The 16,898-nt window shown below is 61.3% G+C and carries 13 protein-coding genes and 1 pseudogene; 2 read left to right on the top strand and 12 right to left on the bottom strand.

From position 1 onward, the window contains the following. Window positions 1-27 precede the first annotated feature (27 nt). Both BDO18943_RS04385 and BDO18943_RS04380 read right to left on the bottom strand, forming a co-directional pair. Window positions 28-285, bottom strand: a pseudogene (locus tag BDO18943_RS04385) (transposase); the annotation flags it as partial. A gap of 121 nt (window positions 286-406) precedes the next feature. After that, complete coding sequence (locus tag BDO18943_RS04380; RefSeq protein ID WP_175021391.1) at window positions 407-1,294, bottom strand: isocitrate lyase/PEP mutase family protein; 888 nt, start codon at window positions 1,292-1,294, stop codon at window positions 407-409. 1,367 nt (window positions 1,295-2,661) lie between these two features. On the opposite strand from BDO18943_RS04380, the gene BDO18943_RS04375 reads away from it, so the two are divergent. After that, the gene (locus BDO18943_RS04375) at window positions 2,662-3,861 is read left to right on the top strand and encodes an MFS transporter (RefSeq protein ID WP_175021390.1); all 1,200 of its coding nucleotides are present in this window, start codon (window positions 2,662-2,664) and stop codon (window positions 3,859-3,861) included. 359 nt (window positions 3,862-4,220) lie between these two features. Here BDO18943_RS04375 and BDO18943_RS04370 read toward each other — a convergent pair whose 3' ends face one another. Next, window positions 4,221-5,501 (bottom strand): dicarboxylate/amino acid:cation symporter, encoded by a 1,281-nt coding sequence (locus BDO18943_RS04370; protein ID WP_407649790.1) that lies wholly within the window; start codon window positions 5,499-5,501, stop codon window positions 4,221-4,223. Window positions 5,502-7,232: 1,731 nt separating this feature from the next. Between BDO18943_RS04370 and BDO18943_RS04365 the strand changes: the two genes are divergently transcribed. After that, window positions 7,233-8,050 (top strand): IS5 family transposase gene (locus BDO18943_RS04365; RefSeq protein ID WP_175021389.1). Its coding sequence is split into 2 segments (ribosomal slippage): window positions 7,233-7,581 and window positions 7,581-8,050, totalling 819 coding nucleotides; the frame shifts between segments, so codons are not numbered across the junction. 9 nt (window positions 8,051-8,059) lie between these two features. Here the strand turns inward: BDO18943_RS04365 and BDO18943_RS04360 are convergent. The 9 genes from BDO18943_RS04360 to BDO18943_RS04320 all read right to left on the bottom strand — a co-directional run bounded on the left by BDO18943_RS04360 (window position 8,060) and on the right by BDO18943_RS04320 (window position 16,860). Next, window positions 8,060-8,767: a GntR family transcriptional regulator gene (locus tag BDO18943_RS04360; protein ID WP_175021388.1), complete on the bottom strand. Its 708-nt coding sequence runs from the start codon at window positions 8,765-8,767 to the stop codon at window positions 8,060-8,062. 64 nt (window positions 8,768-8,831) lie between these two features. Further along, window positions 8,832-9,878, bottom strand: coding sequence for a proline racemase family protein (locus BDO18943_RS04355; RefSeq protein WP_175021387.1), 1,047 nt, complete (start codon window positions 9,876-9,878; stop codon window positions 8,832-8,834). Window positions 9,879-9,890: 12 nt separating this feature from the next. Next, window positions 9,891-11,372, bottom strand: coding sequence for an aldehyde dehydrogenase family protein (locus BDO18943_RS04350; RefSeq protein ID WP_175021386.1), 1,482 nt, complete (start codon window positions 11,370-11,372; stop codon window positions 9,891-9,893). 15 nt (window positions 11,373-11,387) lie between these two features. Next, complete coding sequence (locus BDO18943_RS04345) at window positions 11,388-12,680, bottom strand: NAD(P)/FAD-dependent oxidoreductase (RefSeq protein WP_175021385.1); 1,293 nt, start codon at window positions 12,678-12,680, stop codon at window positions 11,388-11,390. Next, complete coding sequence (locus BDO18943_RS04340; protein ID WP_175021384.1) at window positions 12,677-13,693, bottom strand: 4-hydroxyproline epimerase; 1,017 nt, start codon at window positions 13,691-13,693, stop codon at window positions 12,677-12,679. The genes BDO18943_RS04345 and BDO18943_RS04340 overlap by 4 nt, the downstream gene beginning before the upstream one ends. Window positions 13,694-13,749: 56 nt before the next feature. After that, on the bottom strand, window positions 13,750-14,628 hold the full coding sequence (locus BDO18943_RS04335) for a dihydrodipicolinate synthase family protein (RefSeq protein WP_175021383.1): 879 nt from the start codon (window positions 14,626-14,628) through the stop codon (window positions 13,750-13,752). A gap of 34 nt (window positions 14,629-14,662) precedes the next feature. Beyond that, window positions 14,663-15,328: an amino acid ABC transporter permease gene (locus BDO18943_RS04330; protein WP_124500541.1), complete on the bottom strand. Its 666-nt coding sequence runs from the start codon at window positions 15,326-15,328 to the stop codon at window positions 14,663-14,665. 10 nt (window positions 15,329-15,338) lie between these two features. Then, complete coding sequence (locus tag BDO18943_RS04325) at window positions 15,339-16,010, bottom strand: amino acid ABC transporter permease (RefSeq protein ID WP_175021382.1); 672 nt, start codon at window positions 16,008-16,010, stop codon at window positions 15,339-15,341. A 10-nt stretch (window positions 16,011-16,020) separates the two neighbouring features. After that, the gene (locus BDO18943_RS04320) at window positions 16,021-16,860 is read right to left on the bottom strand and encodes an amino acid ABC transporter ATP-binding protein (RefSeq protein ID WP_321533521.1); all 840 of its coding nucleotides are present in this window, start codon (window positions 16,858-16,860) and stop codon (window positions 16,021-16,023) included. Between the last annotated feature and the right edge of the window lie 38 nt (window positions 16,861-16,898).

Here is a 16,898-nt window from a genome sequence, read left to right as displayed (position 1 = left end):
TTGCAACGCCGGGGCGGACCATACATTTTTTGACAGCACGTCCTGCAGCATGGCCTTATCCAGCGACAGATCGGCCACGAGGCGCTTGAGCTTCGCGTTTTCTTCCTCAAGCTGCTTCAGTCGGCGCAGTTCCGAGGGCGACAGCCCGCCGTATTTCGTCCGCCAGTTGTAGAACGTCGCGTCGCTGATCCCCATCTTGCGGCAGACCTCCGCGACCGGCGTACCCAGTTCGGCCTGCTTCAATGCGTATGTAATCTGCTCGTCGGTGAACTTGCTCTTCTTCACGGCATGACCTCCTGGCCTTGATGACAACGTCATGCCGGAATTTTCCACTTCCAAATGGGACAGTTTTGTGGGCTACGGTCACAGGGCAAACTTTCCCCTCAGCATTGCCGCCTTTCCCCCGTTACCGATCATTTGCCGTGTACTGTCTCTCGAGTAGATCGAAAAATGGTTTGTCGACTAGGCGCTGACGCTCGCTGAACGGAGCAAGGATTTCCGGATCCTCATCAAGCGTCCCTTCTTGCTGCAAAGTCGTCAGCGCCTTTTTCATACCCGCTATGGCGCTCTGGAGTGCCGCATTCGCGTACAGCACAATTCCAAAACCAAATTGCGCGAGCATGGGTTGTGGAACGACCGGGGTCTTCCCACCGACAACAAGATTGACCAACTGCGGTGCCTGAACGAGCGATGGCAGACGCTTGATCTGTTCGAACGTCTCGACCGCCTCGACAAAGAGAACGTCTGCACCCGCCTCCGCGAAGCGATTGGCGCGTTCAATAGCCTCATCAAAACCATGCACTGCACATGCGTCAGTCCGTGCGACAATCAGAACATTGGGGTCTTCACGCGCATCTGTCGCAGCATGCAGTTTTCCAACCATCTCAGCGGTGGAAATTACCGCCTTCCCTGAAAAGTGCCCGCATTTCTTCGGGCTAACCTGATCTTCAAACTGAATAGCATCTGCGCCGGCACGCTCCAGGGTCCTCACGGTATGACGCACATTCAGAGCATTCCCAAATCCGGTATCTGCATCCACCAGGATCGGCAAATCGATGACTTCTCGTATCCGGGAAGTATGCTCGGCGATATCGCTCAAGCCAATGAAGCCAAGATCCGGTAAACCAAGTGACATGTTGGTGACTCCGGCCCCTGTTACGTAAAGCGCGGTGAAGCCGGTGTCCGCGATCACACGCGCGCTTAGCGCGTTGAATGCCCCTGGCATAAGTAGGCCTCGGCGCTCCATTACCGCGGTCCGAAATTTTTCACGGCGTACGCTGGACGAATCAGACATCATTGCTCCTTGTTGAGGTATTTCAGCTGCTCGGTGATCGAGAGGAGTGAACCGGACACTCCATTCCACGTCGTATCGGTGCCCTGTACTCTCCGGGTACTAGCCAAATATCTGACTTGTCTCTTTGTGTAAGCGTCACGCACGCGTGAACGTATAGCAAGCACGGCTTGCGATGTGGCATTGCGCTTGGCGTGCCCCATCGGAATCCTGGACACTGGCTGTCAATAGGAAAGCCGTTTGCCGGAGTACCGACCCCGAACCTATCGTGAACTTGCGTCTAACATATTTGCTCATCTCTTTCACAAGCAAGTGAAATTGAGATCAACTCCAAGGAGTCTCTATGCGAGGCCTCGTCTGGCCGTCCCTTGATGACGCTCGTGTACCGAGAGCAATCGGATTCGTACATGAGGTGATTTACCAGAACACCGATATCACGATGAACTCATAGCAACGGCTCGCTAGCTCTGGCACAACGCCTGAACGAAGCCCTCCAAAGCACGCACATCACTTGAAATCAGATTCAATTGCCCAAGAAGAGTCCCTAGCCAACAATCTGCATAACCTTGGGGTACGTTATCTAGCTGCACTCACCTCGTTCGGTTGCATGGCAACCGTCCGGACACCGAGGACCAAACAGGTAACGGATTGAACGAGCGGACAAACAGGACGGTGCTTGCAGCCAAGCGCCCTGCTCCGCACCAAGGCAACAGCCGTGCCGTCGGTGTCACCGGCTGTTGCCTGAGCCGCTGCACTCATCGGAGTTGTCGATCAGCAAGCGCGGTGGCTCTCCCGCTATGTCGCTGGTGTGACGCATGCAACCAGCGATCATATGCAACTCGGTGCACGTGAAACAACCACGATACGTTCTCGCATGATTGAGAACCAGTCATGCCAGAACAGAAGGCTCGCAAAAAAAATTGAAGTGAAGAAGCCGGGTACACCGGAGTAGATTGGACGGGATACACAACCGCCGACGACAAATTAAGCCTCACTGCTAGCGTGACGCAGACGCTATCGAGAGGTGACAGCCTCGGGCGAAGTACTCCGCGAGCTTCCGGACATCAAATCGCGGGACGCATCACGACGTTTGCGTGCCCAGTTTGGTGCCGCAGCGAAGGCCATTTGCAATGCACATGCCCAACGAGCGGTTGACGATCGGGCCGAGGGAGACTGGTAGGTGGAGAGCGCATCCATCCGAGCACCATCATGGGCTGGCGCTTTGAATCGGCAAAGACATCGAACTCCAGTTTACTGACCAATGTTCAGCCTACGAGGGCTATCAGGGAGCGAAGCGTGTGCAGGTCAAATTCCATATGGTGCCGACCACGAACGTCGGATGACGGCAACTCACACACAATTCAATCCTGATGCCCACTTCAACAATCAACGCCGATGTCCTCCGTTTGGCCACGGCGCAAGCCTTGGCAGGGGCCAACTCGACTGTTGTCTACGCCACTGGGGCCATCATCGGCCACATGCTTGCCCCGAATCCCGCCCTGGCAACGGTCCCTGTATCCATCTTCGTTGTCGGCATGGCCACCGCAACACTTCCCGTCGGCGTAATGACCCGACGCTACGGGCGGAGGGCTGCAGCCCTGTCTGGCAATGCGTGTGGCGTGATCGTCGGACTACTGGCGGCGCTAGCCTTAATCATTCAATCGTTCAGCCTGTTTTGCATTGCCATGCTGTTTGGAGGTGCATACGCGGCCGTTGTGCTGACATTCCGGTTCGCCGCGGCAGAATGCGTACCTCCAGATAATCGTGCGCGGGCCATGTCGACCGTACTAGCCGGAGGCGTCGCCGCTGGCGTCCTCGGACCGCAATTGGTGACAGCCACCATGAATTTGTGGTCTCCATACGCGTATGCGGTAACTTACCTGGCATCCGCCGGAGTGGCGGTGCTCTCAGCCGTCGTCCTGAAGGGTGTACGGTTTGAGCACCAGCCGCCGGTCTCGCCCCTTGCACAAGGTCGACCGATCTCTGCCGTCGTGCGGCAGCCGCAGTTTGCAGTCGCCATGCTGTGCGGCGTCGTGAGCTACATGATGATGAACTTCATGATGACGTCGGCGCCGCTTGCCATGGAGTTGTGCGGCATCCCGCGAGTGCGTTCGAACTACGGCATCGAGATCCACGTTATCGCCATGTACGCGGCGAGCTTCTTCACCGGGAGGCTGATCGCCCGCTTTGGTGCACCTGTGGTCAGCTTTGCCGGATTGGTATTGATTACCCTAGCCGCCGTCACCGGCATGTCTGGCTTGTCGGTGAATCACTTCTGGGTCGCTCTGATGTTGCTCGGTTTTGGCTGGAACTTCGGTTTCCTTGGTGCTTCAGCGATGGTATTGGGTTGCCACACGCCGGCGGAAGGCCCACGGGTTCAATCCGTCTACGACTTTGTGGTGTTCGGTGCCATGGTCGTCGGCTCATTTGCGTCGGGCAGTCTGCTGACGACATACGGATGGGCCGTGGTATGCAGCCTGGCGCTGCCGCCGGCGTTGATTGCCGCAACCAGTCTTTTCTGGTTGCGGCGTGCACAAGCCGCAACCACCCACCTTGCTCGACGCGGTTGATCGTATTTCTTCAGTTGGAACAGCCACAGTCCTGATAGATGGCTTACCTCGCCATGAGCCCTGACTCTCGCGGAAGCTCCAAGAGCCCCGTGAAATAGTCAATGCTTTCCTCGCCTCGACGGGTGCCGAGATTGAAGCATTCTGTCGATACTGTACTTTCCTATGCAAACTGCGCGGATCGGCGGGCCGGACCACTTTTTCCGACCGGCGCCGATCCAGCGATATTGAAACGCCTCTCCTATTTGGAACTACGCAACGTGCAGTTCCTTCCAGAGCTGGCGGGGTTGTCGCGACAGGAACTCCTCACTCCTGCATCAACCTGGCCATCGCTGGAGCACTATCGATGTCGCGTGAGCACATCAGGCCTCAACACGCTCCGATACTCCAACCTCCCTCCCAAGTGCATTGGCCAGTTTTGCGCGATCGAGTTCGTTCTCCCACGCAGACACAACGACCGTTGCGACGCCGTTCCCCACTATGTTCGTCAGCGCACGGCACTCGCTCATGAAACGGTCGATGCCGAGGATCAGCACCATCCCGGACAACGGAATCGTCGGCACGACCGCAAGCGTCGCGGCGAGTGTGATGAAGCCCGCGCCAGCCACGCCGCTCGCTCCCTTGGACGTGAGCATCGTGACAGCGAGTAGCGTGAGCTGCTGCATCCACGTGAGTTCGATGTTGGTCGCTTGTGCGATGAACAGCACGGCCATCGTCATGTAGATGTTGGTGCCGTCGAGGTTGAACGAATAGCCGGTCGGCACGACGAGGCCGACGACTGAGCGCGAGCAACCGGCCTTCTCGAGCTTCTCCATCAGGTGCGGCAGCGCGGCTTCCGATGAACTCGTGCCGAGCACGATCAGCATCTCTTCCTTGATGTAGCTGACGAAGCGAACGATTGAGAAGCCGGCAAAGCGTGCGATCCCGCCAAGCACGACCAGCACGAACACGACCGACGTCAGGTAGAACGTTCCAATCAGCTTGAGCAGCGGCACCAACGAGCCGACGCCGTACTTGCCGATCGTGAATGCCATTGCGCCAAAGGCGCCGATCGGTGCCAGCTTCGTGACGATGTGCACGATGCCAAACAGCACACGCGAAATCCCATCGATGAAATCTGTGACGACCTTGCCGCGTTCACCCAGATGCACGAGCACGCTCCCGAACAACAATGCGATCAGTAGGATCTGCAGGAGTTCACCCTGTGCAAACGCGCTGACTAACGTGTCCGGAATGATGTGCATAAAGAAGTCGACCATCGATTGCCCGTGTGCCTTCGCAGCATACGATGCGACCTCCTTGCCGTTCAATGTTGACAGAGCGACGTTGAATCCAGCGCCTGGACGCAGCAAATGTGTTGCCAACAGTCCAAGCAGCAGCGCAAACGTAGACACGATCTCGAAATATAAGATCGCCTTGCCGCCGACCCGCCCGACTTTCTTCATGTCCTCCATGCCAGCAACGCCAGTAACGATTGTGCAGAAGATGATCGGTCCGATCACCATTTTGATAATTTTGATGAATGCATCGCCGAGTGGTTTCATGTCGACGGCAAACGAGCTCGCGTAATGCCCGACGATGATGCCAGCAAGAATCGCCGCAATTACCTGAACGTAGAGGATTTTATAGAAAGGTTTCTTCACGATTTTTCCATACCGATAGATAGTATCTGATCAGCCGCCGCAAGCTGGGGCACACCAATTCATCTCAAAATAAATTTCAGCAATCCAAAAAACAATCGAAAAAACAATCCAACCAATAAATTAAACAACCTCCATTTAATTGATGATATTGATTTATCGTTAACTGGAGTATTTATTTTCTTGAGCGACTGATTCAGCCTGCCGCCCTACTTCGCATAATGGCTCCCGTCGTCAGTGCCCTCCAATAATTACCCAGTCGATTGCCTGGAGGGAGATTTGATATGTGCAACCACAACCAGATTCCTGGATTTTTAATTGACATGATAAAGATGCCAAATCGATCGCAAGCACGCGAATAACAGCACTGGAAAGATGAATTCAAGCGCAATAAAATTGCGATGTCATTGCATCAACTAAACCACTGCGATGTACGTTAACCAGTCGTCGCCCGAGTTACTTCATGACGCGATCCTCATCGGAGATAATTCTTCGCGTCGGATCACAAGTCGAAATCTGGGTGACGGCAACGTCATGAGCCTCGAAAAGCGATTCAAGCGGCATAACTCACACTCTATTGAGTGCGCGCCATTGGTTCGACATCCTTTGAGTTGCGGCTGAAACATGAATGCCGATACCCATTGCCAATCGAGAATTCCACCTATCGATACCTTTTCGACTACCAGTAGCTTCAATAAGAGGAATTAAGGTATTCGTGAATTCTTATATTCACAGGTGCGCTTCATATATCAAAAATCTATGTTTCCAAAAAAAACATGGATTGATTTATTTGAATGCCGCCACCCTTTGCGGGCAACATTGAGGTTGGGGATTTGATGGCAAAACGACTCCGCTCCACCAATTTGGCGAACATACTCGTCTCCTTTAGGGTCGCGTAGTGCAACCACATTTATCTATTTCTTCGTTGAGCGTAGATTCTCGACTGCGCATGTGCAATTGAGAATAAACTCAATTTCCACCTAGAACCCGTGACGGGGCCGCCCTGGGTAGCCCGGTTCCGATTCGCCAGATCCGCGACATTTTTCATGCGTGCCGTGGCTCGCCACTAAGCACGGCTCTCACGATCCATGCCTCTGCGGAAGATAAGTAGAAGATGGGTAGAACGCTACCCCCTCGCGTCTCGCTGACTCGCCACCTATATGGCGTCTTCAATTGCGGCGTCGTGATCATGTCTCCACCGACGCTCAGCGATACATCGGAACGCGCTTCGCGTTCTACTCGTCTGAGATGCTGAAGGATGGCAACGGCGACAGCTTGCAGAACGGCTTCGCGCCCAGTATCGCGTCCCGACGCTTCTCATAAATCCGAATGACAAACGCGAAGCTCTTCCGCGCGAACGTGGGTGTCAGTCAAGCCTTCTGGGACCTGAGGCGAGCCACTCGATTGATGAAATTTGGATTGTCAACCCACGCGCCGCCGCGTCGCCCATCACAGAGCATCTCGTTCGATACCCGAGCCGATCGGCACTGAATCGAGCCGCAGATATAGCTGCTATGCAGCAACTGCATTACGAAAGTAATACCGAGTTGACGATTGCCCACGATATCGTCGATACCGTTATGCCTGAATGGAATATTTTGACCAAGAGTGAGACCACTTTCGGGTCAATCAGCAGCCATACTCTTAGAGACGGTTTCAAAAAGAGCCCGTGGGCCTGTTAACTTTCGCGGCGAACTGTTAACCTCAGGCATCGGAACAACCGAGGCCGAGGAGATGGGCAAGCCGATCATCGACGACGAATTGTGGACACTGATCGAGCCGTTACTGCCGCCATCCAAGCCGCGGCGCGAGAAGAACCCGGGCCGCCTGCCTGTTTCGAATCGCGCCGCGCTGACCGGCATCTTGTTCGTTCTCAAGACCGGACTACGCTGGCGCGACCTGCCTGCCGAGATGGGTTGCGGCTCGGGCGTGACATGTTGGCGGCGGCTGCGCGACTGGCAGGCGGCCGGCGTGTGGGACCGCTTGCACGAGCTGCTGCTCGCGAAGCTGCGAGCAGCAGACCAGATCGACTTCTCGCGAGCCGCTGTCGATTCGTCATCGATTCGCGCCGTTGGGGCGGGCCAAAAACTGGGCCAAACCCTACCGATCGCGCTCGACCCGGTTCGAAGCACCACATCGTCACCGATGCCAACGGCACGCCGCTTGCCGCGATCCTGACCGGCGCGAACGTCAACGACGTCACGCAATTGCTGCCGCTGATCGACGCGATTCCACCGATTCGCGGATTGCGCGGCCACCCAATGCAGAGACCGCGTGTGGTCTACGCCGACCGCGGATACGACTCCGAGCGACATCGAAAAGCGTTGCGCAATCGTGGTATCGAACCGGTGATTGCCAAGCGTCGTACCGAACACGGCAGCGGCCTTGGAAACTATCGCTGGGTCGTTGAACGCACGCATGCTTGGCTGCATCACTTCCGTCGCATCCGTATTCGTTTCGAACGCCGTGCCGACATTCACGGCGCGTTCCTCAAACTCGGTTGCTGCCTGATCTGCTGGAATACGCTCCGGCGCGCCGAGCAGTCTTTATGAAACCGTCTCTTAGAGGATTGCCACCGACTCAGTCATGTTCTGCTTCATGTAGTCGAGGAAGCGTTTCTGGAACAGCATCGTGTGTTCGTGCGCGGCCCTCTCGGCGGCATCGGCGTCGCGTCGTGCGATCGCATCAATCAGTTCGTCGTGATCGCGACCGAGCTTGGCTGCCGTCGGTGAACTCACAGTGAAGTCGAAATGCAGATGAAGCAGGCGTTGACCTTCCCCCAGCAGCCGTTCGTAGTAGCCAACAAAGTACGGGTTGTTCGCCGCATGCGCGATCGCCATGTGGAGCGCCTTGTTGGTCTCCGACATCGCCTGGAAGTCGCCGCTCTCGACCGCCTCCATGTAGACGTCGTCGGCCTTGCGAATCTTCGCGAGGTCGGCTTCCGAGCGCTGCGTGGCCGCGAGCCGAGTGACCGCGCGCTGGATCAGGTCGAGCGCTGAGATGTATTTCGGGAATTCCTCGATCTCGAACGGCGTGACGAGCGTCGTACGGTTCGGCAGGATCGTGACGAGCCCTTCGCTGCTCAGCCGCGCGATGGCGTCGCGCACCGGCGAGCGCGACAGCCCGAACTGCGCGGCCAGCGAGATTTCGTCGAGCTGCACGCCGGGTTTCAGCTTGAGCGTCAGGATCTGCTTGCGCAATTCCTCATACACATACCGCCCGCCGTGCCGGCGGCCGCCACCTTCGGTTTCAACGGCCTCTTTGCTCATCTCGCTACCCTTCCTGTAATCGACCCGGGTCGCCGGGCGCGCTCTGGAGTTTAGCATCGCGCCCTCACGTGCCCGACGCCGCGGACGGCCCGAATCCGTCGCCCCACGTGTCGCTGAGCATGAATCCGGCGGCCAGCGGATCGTCGGGATCGACGCCGAGCTGCTGGAATCCGAACACCCATGCGCGCCCGGTGACGCGCGGCAGCACGGCCGCTCGCCCGCCCACTTCGGTCGTGCCGAGCAGCTCGACGCGGAATTCGCCGCCGATCGTCGAGCGCGACGTGAGGCGGTCGCCGATCTGCACGCGTCCGCGCGCGGCGAGCGTCGCGAGGTTGGCCGAGCTGCCGGTTCCGCACGGCGAGCGGTCGACACGGCCGGGCGGCAGTGTCGTGCAGGTCTGGTACACCGTGTCGTCGACACGGTTGCGGAACATCACGTAGGCGACTTCGTTGATCTCCGGGTACAGCGGATGCTGCACCGTGACCTGCCGGTTGATGATCTCCTTGAGCCGCACGCCGTGCGTCGCGAGCTGCCGCGCGTTGCCCGGCGCGATGTCGAGCCCGATCTGGCCGACGTCGACAAGTGCGTAGTACACGCCGCCGAATGCGATGTCGACCTTGATCGTGCCGAACTCCGGCGTGTGCACGTCAACGTCGAGGTGCTCGACGAACGCCGGCACCATGTCGAGCGATACGCCGACGCAGCGACCGTCGCGGCACGCGGCCCGCGCGGTGACGAGTCCGGCCGGCGTATCGAGCACGACGGTGGTCTCGGGCTCCTGCATCGGCACCATCCCGAGTTCGAGCAAGGCGGTCACGACGCAGATGCAGTTGCTGCCCGACATCGGATGCGCCTTGTCGGCCTGCAGCACGATGAAACCCGCCTGCGCGTCGGGTCGCGTCGGCGACAACAGCAGGTTGACCGACATCTGCAGGCAGCCGCGCGGTTCGAGCACGACCAGGCGCCGCAAACTGTCGTCGGTCTCGTTGATGTAGTTCATCTTGTCGAGCATGGTTTTGCCCGGCACGTCGAGGACGCCGCCGGTGATGACCTTGCCGATCTCGCCCTCGCAATGCACGTCGACGAGCTGCAGCGTTTTGTTCCAGCGCATGATCGATTCACCTTACTTGATGTACCAGCCCCACGGCTTGTCGCTGTCGTAGCGCGTGATCTGCTTGACCTCGAGGTAGTTGTTCAGCCCCCACTCGCCGAGTTCGCGCCCGATCCCGCTCTGCTTGTAGCCGCCCCACGGCGCTTCGGTAAACGTCGGCTGCGAGCAGTTGATCCAGACGATGCCCGCGCGCATCGCGCGGGCGACGCGCTCGCAGCGCGGCAGGTCGGCCGACATCACTGCAGCCGCGAGACCGAAGCGCGAATCATTGGCCGAACGCACCGCTTCGTCTTCCGTATCGAACGGCCGCACGCACACGACCGGCCCGAAAATTTCCTCGCGCCAGATCCAGCTGTCTTCCGGCACGTCGGCGAACACGGCCGGCTCGATGAAGTAGCCGCGTTCGAGATGCGCGGGCCGGCCGCCGCCGGTCACGAGTCGCGCACCTTCTTCCCGGCCGCGCGCGATGGCCGTCAACACCTTGTCGTACTGGCCGCGATTCACCAGCGGTCCGAGCAGCACGCCGTCGTCGCGGCCGTTGCCGATCCTGATTTTGCGCGCTTCCTGCGCGAGCCGCTCGACGAGCGGCGCGTACAGCGAGCGCTCGACCAGCACGCGCGACGTGGCCGAGCACACTTCGCCCTGGTTCCAGAAGATGCCGAACAGGATCCATTCGACGGCCGCTTCGAGATCGCTGTCGCCGAACACGATGAACGGCGACTTGCCGCCGAGTTCGAGGCTCACGTTCTTGATGTCGCGTGCGGCGGCCTGCATGATCCGGCTGCCGGTCGGCACGCTGCCGGTGAACGCGAGCTTGTCGATGCCCGGATGCTCGGCGAGCGGCGCGCCGGCGTCCGTGCCGAGGCCCGTCACGACGTTCAGCACGCCGGCCGGCAGCCCGGCCGCGTCGGCGATGCCGGCCAGCTCCAGCGCGGTGAGCGGCGTCAGCTCGGACGGCTTGAGCACCATCGTGCAGCCGGCCGCGAGCGCGGGCGCGACCTTCCACGCAGCCATCAGCAGCGGAAAATTCCACGGGATGATCGCGCCGGCCACGCCGATCGGCTCCTTGCGGACGACCGTGCTGAAGCGCTCGTCGGCCAGCGGCACCGGGGTTTCGGCGTTGCCGTCGAGCTGCTCGGCCAGTCCCGCATAGAAGTCGAAGCAGCCGGCTGCATCGCCGAGATCCCACAGCGCTTCCGGCAGCGGCTTGCCGTTGTCGCGCACTTCGAGTTCGGCCAGTTCCGGCAGGCGGTCGCGAATGCCTTGCGCGATGGCCCGCAGCACGGTGGCGCGCGCGGCACCGGTCAGGCGCGGCCACGGGCCTTCGTCGAAGGCGCGCCGCGCCGCGGTGACGGCGAGATCGATGTCTTCGGCGGTGGCGGCCGCCACCCTCGCGATCACGGTTTCGTCGCTCGGGTCGATCGAGTCGAAGGTATGGCCGCGAACGGGCGCCACCCAGCGGCCGTCGATGAAAAGTCGTTCGTAGGTTTGCATGAAGGGTCTCGAATGTCAGGCGAAACGATAGGCGCTGAACGGCGACAGGTCCTGCCGCGTCGGGCGGCCGGCGACGAGGTCGCCGATCAGGCGGCCGGTCGTCGCACCGAGTGTGAGGCCGAGCTGGCCGTGGCCAAAGGCCATGTATGCGTTGGGTAGCCGCTTCGATCGGTCGATCACCGGCTTCGTGTCCGGCAGGAACGGGCGGTAGCCGACGCCGTACTCGACTCGCGCGGTCCGCAGCTCCGGCAGGATGCGCCGGGCCTTTTCCAGGATGATGTCCGCGCGCCGGAAGTTCGGTTGCGCGTTGCGGCCCGCGAACTCGATCGTGCCGCCGATTTGCAGGCCGCGCGTCATCGGGCTGAAGCAGAAGCCGCCGTCCGCGTAGATCACCGAGTGACGGAATTCGACGCCCGGGTCGGCAAGCAGCGCCTGGTAGCCGGCGATGCCTTCGAGCGGCACGCGTACGCCGAGCGGGCCGAAGAATTGTCGCGAGCCGGTACCGGCCGCAACGACGACATGGTCGGCCGCGATGCGCTCGCCGTTCGCCAGCGTCACACCCGTCGCGCGGCCGGGTGCTTCGTCGATCCGCGCGGCATGCGCGCGGATGCGGCGCCCGCCTTGCGCTTCGAAGCTGGCCGTCAGCGCCGCGATGAAGCCTTCGGTATCGCTGACCGCGCGCCAGTCGGGAAACAGCACCCCGTGCTTGAACCGGCCGGCGAGCGCCGGTTCGAGATCGCCGATGTCCGCGGCCGTCAGCCGCTGCGATTCGAATCCGAGCGACTGCCGCAGGTCCAGATGCGGTTGCTCGTGCGTGATGCCGGCCGGATCGTCGAACACTTCGAGCACCGGGCGCTGGCCCAGCAGCGCGCGGTCGCCGCACGCATCGAGCAGCGGCGCGTAGTCGGGATAGACGTCGTGCGTCAGCGTGGCCATTGCCTGCGCGATCGATACGATCTTCGCGTGGCGGGCCGAGGCGACGAAGCGGAAGAACCACGGCAGGATGCCGGGCAGCGCGCCCGGCCGCAGCGCAAGCGGCCCCTTCTGGTCCATCAGCCAGCGCGGGACCTTCATCAGGATGCCCGGCTTCGACAGCGGGATGACCTCGCTGACGGCCATCTGACCGCAGCTCCATTTCGCGGTGCTGTCGCCGGGTGCGGCCGGATCGATCAGCGTGACGGCGTACCCGTCGCGCTGCAGATAAAGCGCACAGCACACGCCGACGATCCCGCCACCGATCACGACGGCCGTCTCGTTGCGCGCCGCGCCGGTTGATGCGGGCGCATGGTCTCGCGGAATCGCGTTCAATTGACGAACTCCTGCAGGCTGAAGCCGTGCGCATACGGTTGGGACGAATCGACACGATACTGCGCGCGCCCGGTGACCCATGCGCGTCCTTCAATGCTCGGCCGCACGGCGTCGAGCCCGCTGTCGAGACGCGTGACCGATTCCACACGGCCGATGAAGCGGCTGCCGATCAGGCTCTCGTGGCGATACGCTTCGCCCGCTTTCAGCCAGCCGCGCGCGAAGCGCTGCGCGACGCGTGCCGAGCTGCCGGTGCCGCACGGCGACCGGTCGACGAGACTGTCGCCGGCGATCACCACCGCGCGCCCGTGCGCGTCGCTCGCGATCGGCTTGCCGGTCCACATGCAATGACGAACACCGCGAATGGCCGGATGGTCGGGATGCACGACGTCGATTGCGTCGTTCACCGCGCGCTGCACGTCGCGGCCCCATGCGAGCAGTTCGTCCGGCGTGAAGTGTTCGCAACCGGGGAAGTTGGGCTGAACGTCGACGATCGGATAGAAGTTTCCGCCGTACGCGATATCGACGGCAAGCGTGCCGAGCGCCGGAATCGCGATCTCGACATCGCGCGCGAGCAGGAAGCTCGGCACGTTGGTGAAGCGGACCGACGTGACGCGCTCGCCGGTCATCTCGTAGCGCGCGACGATCCGCCCCGCCGGCACGTCGACGGTGACCGTGCCCGGCTGCTTCGGCGCGATGAGACGCTCCTCGATCGCGAACGCGATCGAGCCGATCGTCGCGTGGCCGCACATCGGCAGGCAGCCGGACGTCTCGATGAACAGCAGGCTGAAATCGGCGTTGTCGCTGACGGGCGGATAGAGGATCGTGCCCGACATGTGGGCATGGCCGCGCGGCTCCAGCATCAGCGTGCGGCGAACCCAGTCGTGATGCGCGACGAAATCCTCGCGGCGCGCGTTCATCGTCGCGCCCTGCAGCGTCGGCGCGCCGTCGATCACCATGCGCACCGGCATGCCTTCCGTATGGCCTTCGATACAGGTAAAGCTGTGAATCGTCATGTTGGGATGCCCTCGGTCGACGTACCGACGCCGCGTGGCGCCGGTACGGGTGCGCGTTACGCTTGCGACGCCTCGAAGACCGCGCGGAATTCCGCTTTCTCCTGGTCGGTCAGCGGTTGCAGCGGCATGCGTGCATTGCCGACCTTGAAGCCGGCCAGCTCGCAACCGTACTTGACCTTCTGGATGAACTTGCCGGACTCCATGCTCGCCATCACCGGGAAGAGCGAGCGCATCACATTCTGCGCGCCCGCGAGGTCGCCGGCCGAGAACTTGTCGTAGAAGCTCACGACCTGCTTCGCGAAGCAGTTCGCAGGCCCGCAGATCCAGCTGGTCGCGCCCCACAGGAAGAAGTCGAGCGCCTGGTCGTCCGAGCCGCACGACAGCTGATAGTGGTCGCGGTACTTGCCGCCGATCTCGATCGCGCGCAGCAGGTTGCCGCTGCTTTCCTTGATACCGATTACGCGCGGGTGATCCTTGAACGCATCGAGCACGCCGAAGCCGACCTCGACGTTCGTGCGCACCGGATAGTTGTACAGGATCACGTTCACGTCGGTCACCGCGGCGAGAATCGCGTCGTAGTGGCCGATCAGTTCGTCCTGCGACGGCAGCGCGTAGTACGGCGGCGCGATCAGGATGTTCGTGTAGCCGGCATCGCGTGCCTGGCGGACCTGCTCGATCACTTCCCGCGTCGACGAGCCGTTCGCGCCGGCAATCAGCTCGCCGCGGTTGCCGACCACTTCGCGCACGGTCTTCATCACCGCACGGCGCTCGTCGTTCGTGAGCGCGTAGTACTCGCCTGTGGATCCGAGCGGCACGAAGCCGCTGACACCCGCGGCGAGCTGATATTCGAGGATCGACGCAAGCGTATCGTGGTCGACCGCGCCCGATGCGTAGAACGGCGTAACGAGTGCGGGCAGAATGCCTTTCAGTTGCATGAGATTTCTCCGGCTTGGATGAGAGCGTTGCGAGTTAATAGGCATAGCGCCTGAGCATCCTGGACTCCACTACGCCGACCAGGCGGGTCAGCGGAAAGGCGACGAGGAAATAGATGACGGCAACCGTCGTCAGGAACTCGACGGGCCGTGCGGTGCTGTTCGACACGTTCTGGCCGACGAACATCAGGTCGGCGATCCCCACCGACGAGATGAGCGCGCTCTCCTTGAACAGGCTCACGACGTTCGACAGCAGCGGCGGGATCGCGCGCAGCAATGCCTGCGGAAAGATCACGTAGACGATCTTCACGTGCGGCGACAGGCTGAGCGCAATGCATGCGTCGTGCTGTTCGCCGGCGATCGATTTCAGCGAACCGCGAAACGTCTCGCTCGTGATCGCGGCCATGTACAGCGTCAGCGAGATCAGCACCGACAGGTACGGCGGGATCGGCAGCCGCAGCACGACCGGGAAGCAGAAGAACACCCAGAACAGCTGGATCAGCAGCGGCGTGCCGCGGAAGAATTCGACGAATGCGGTGACCGGCCCGCGCAGCCAGCGCGACGGCGACATCCGCAGCAGGCTCAGCACGAAGCCGAGCAGGCTGCCGACGAGTGCACAGGTCACGGTGAACGCGAGCGTCAGCCCGAGGCCTTTCGCGAGCACGAGCCAGTACGGCCAGACGACGGCAAAATCGAGATTCACGACGGGCTCCTCAGCGCTGGACGGCGACGTCCTGGCGGCGCTCGATGACGTTGACGAGTTTCGCGATCGGCAGCGACAGCGCGAAATATACGAGCGCGACGACCGAATAGGTTTCGAGCGGCCGGTACGCTTCGGTCGCGATGCTCTTCGCGACGTACATCAGGTCGCCCACCGCGACGATCGCGACCAGCGCGCTTTGCTGCAGGCTGCCGATGCCGTTCGTCAGCAGCACCGGCATCGCGCTGCGCAGCGCCTGCGGCAGCACGACGAAGAGCGTGCGCTGCCACGGCCTCAGGCCGAGCGCCACCGCCGCGTCGAGATGCTCCTTCGGCACCGCCTGCACGCCGGCGCGATAGGCTTCCGCGTTGAATGCGGTCAGGTTCAGGCCGAGCGCGAGCACGCCCATCGTGACCGGGTCGATGAACACGTCGACTATCATCGGGATGCAGTAGAAGAACCAGATGATCTGCAGCAGCGCTGGCGTGCAGCGGAAGAATTCGATGAAGAGCTGCGCGGGCCAGCGCACGAGCGCCCAGCGGCTCATGGCAAGCAGGCACAGCACGAAGCCGAGCACGAGACCCATCGCGTTCGCGGCCACGGCCAGCACGACGGTGACCTTCAGCCCGTCGATCAGTGCACCGACGCTGCCGGCGAGGAAGCTGAAATCGAAGTGATAGTTCATGGCATCGGCCTCAGTCGAGATGCAGCACTTTCTCGAGGAATTCGCGCGTGCGGGCTTCCTTCGGACACTTGAAAATCTGGTCCGGCGCGCCTTGCTCGACGATCTTGCCGTTTGCGCAGAACACGACGCGTGTCGCGATGTCCCGTGCGAAATGCATGTCGTGCGTGACGATGATCATCGCCATCTTCTGTTCGGCGAGTTGCAGCATCACGTTCTGGACTTCGACGACCATTTCCGGATCGAGCGCGGACGTCACTTCGTCGAACAGCATCAGCTTCGGTTCGAGCATCAGCGCGCGCGCGATCGCCACGCGCTGCTTCTGGCCGCCGGACAGCTGGCTCGGGTACGCGTGCAGCTTGCTTTCGAGGCCGAGGCGCGCGAGATACGTGCGTGCGCGCTCGGTCGCGTCCGTCTTCGACAGCCCGCCAACGCGCACCGGTGCGAGGATCAGGTTGCCGAGTACCGACAGGTGCGGAAACAGCGTGTAGTGCTGGAACACCATGCCGACCTGCTTTTGCAGCTTCGCGTCGATGCGCCAACCACCGCGCGCATCGCCGCCTTGGATGTACGACGCGCCCTGGAACGCGATCTCGCCACGCTGGATACCTTCGAGGCCCATCATCACGCGCAGCAGCGAGCTCTTGCCGCTCCCGCTCGGGCCGATGATCACGAGCCGGTCGTCGGCGCGCATGTCGAGGCTCATGCCGTCCATCACGACGAGATTCGGGCCGTATGCCTTGTGCACGTCGCGCAGCCGCACAAAATCGCCGTCGGGCCCGGACGCGGCGAAGCGCGTGGACGAAAGGGGGTGCATGGCCGACCTGACGGCCGTCGTTTGAGGCGACAACATGACTGTCTCTCCAGCGGCGCCCGACGTCGGCGCGCAAA

Source organism: Burkholderia aenigmatica (genome assembly GCF_902499175.1).
GTDB lineage: Bacteria > Pseudomonadota > Gammaproteobacteria > Burkholderiales > Burkholderiaceae > Burkholderia > Burkholderia aenigmatica.
Note: the sequence above shows the minus strand (reverse complement) of the source record. Positions and strands in the feature narration are given on the sequence as shown.

What these genes read in the sequence shown, in the direction of transcription:
- BDO18943_RS04380 (WP_175021391.1), bottom strand. Translation starts at nt 1,294, where the DNA reads ATGTCTGATTCGTCCAGCGTACGCCGTGAAAAATTTCGGACCGCGGTA.
- BDO18943_RS04375 (WP_175021390.1), top strand. Translation starts at nt 2,662, where the DNA reads ATGCCCACTTCAACAATCAACGCCGATGTCCTCCGTTTGGCCACGGCG.
- BDO18943_RS04360 (WP_175021388.1), bottom strand. Translation starts at nt 8,767, where the DNA reads ATGAGCAAAGAGGCCGTTGAAACCGAAGGTGGCGGCCGCCGGCACGGC.
- BDO18943_RS04355 (WP_175021387.1), bottom strand. Translation starts at nt 9,878, where the DNA reads ATGCGCTGGAACAAAACGCTGCAGCTCGTCGACGTGCATTGCGAGGGC.
- BDO18943_RS04350 (WP_175021386.1), bottom strand. Translation starts at nt 11,372, where the DNA reads ATGCAAACCTACGAACGACTTTTCATCGACGGCCGCTGGGTGGCGCCC.
- BDO18943_RS04340 (WP_175021384.1), bottom strand. Translation starts at nt 13,693, where the DNA reads ATGACGATTCACAGCTTTACCTGTATCGAAGGCCATACGGAAGGCATG.
- BDO18943_RS04335 (WP_175021383.1), bottom strand. Translation starts at nt 14,628, where the DNA reads ATGCAACTGAAAGGCATTCTGCCCGCACTCGTTACGCCGTTCTACGCA.
- BDO18943_RS04325 (WP_175021382.1), bottom strand. Translation starts at nt 16,010, where the DNA reads ATGAACTATCACTTCGATTTCAGCTTCCTCGCCGGCAGCGTCGGTGCA.
- BDO18943_RS04320 (WP_321533521.1), bottom strand. Translation starts at nt 16,860, where the DNA reads ATGTTGTCGCCTCAAACGACGGCCGTCAGGTCGGCCATGCACCCCCTT.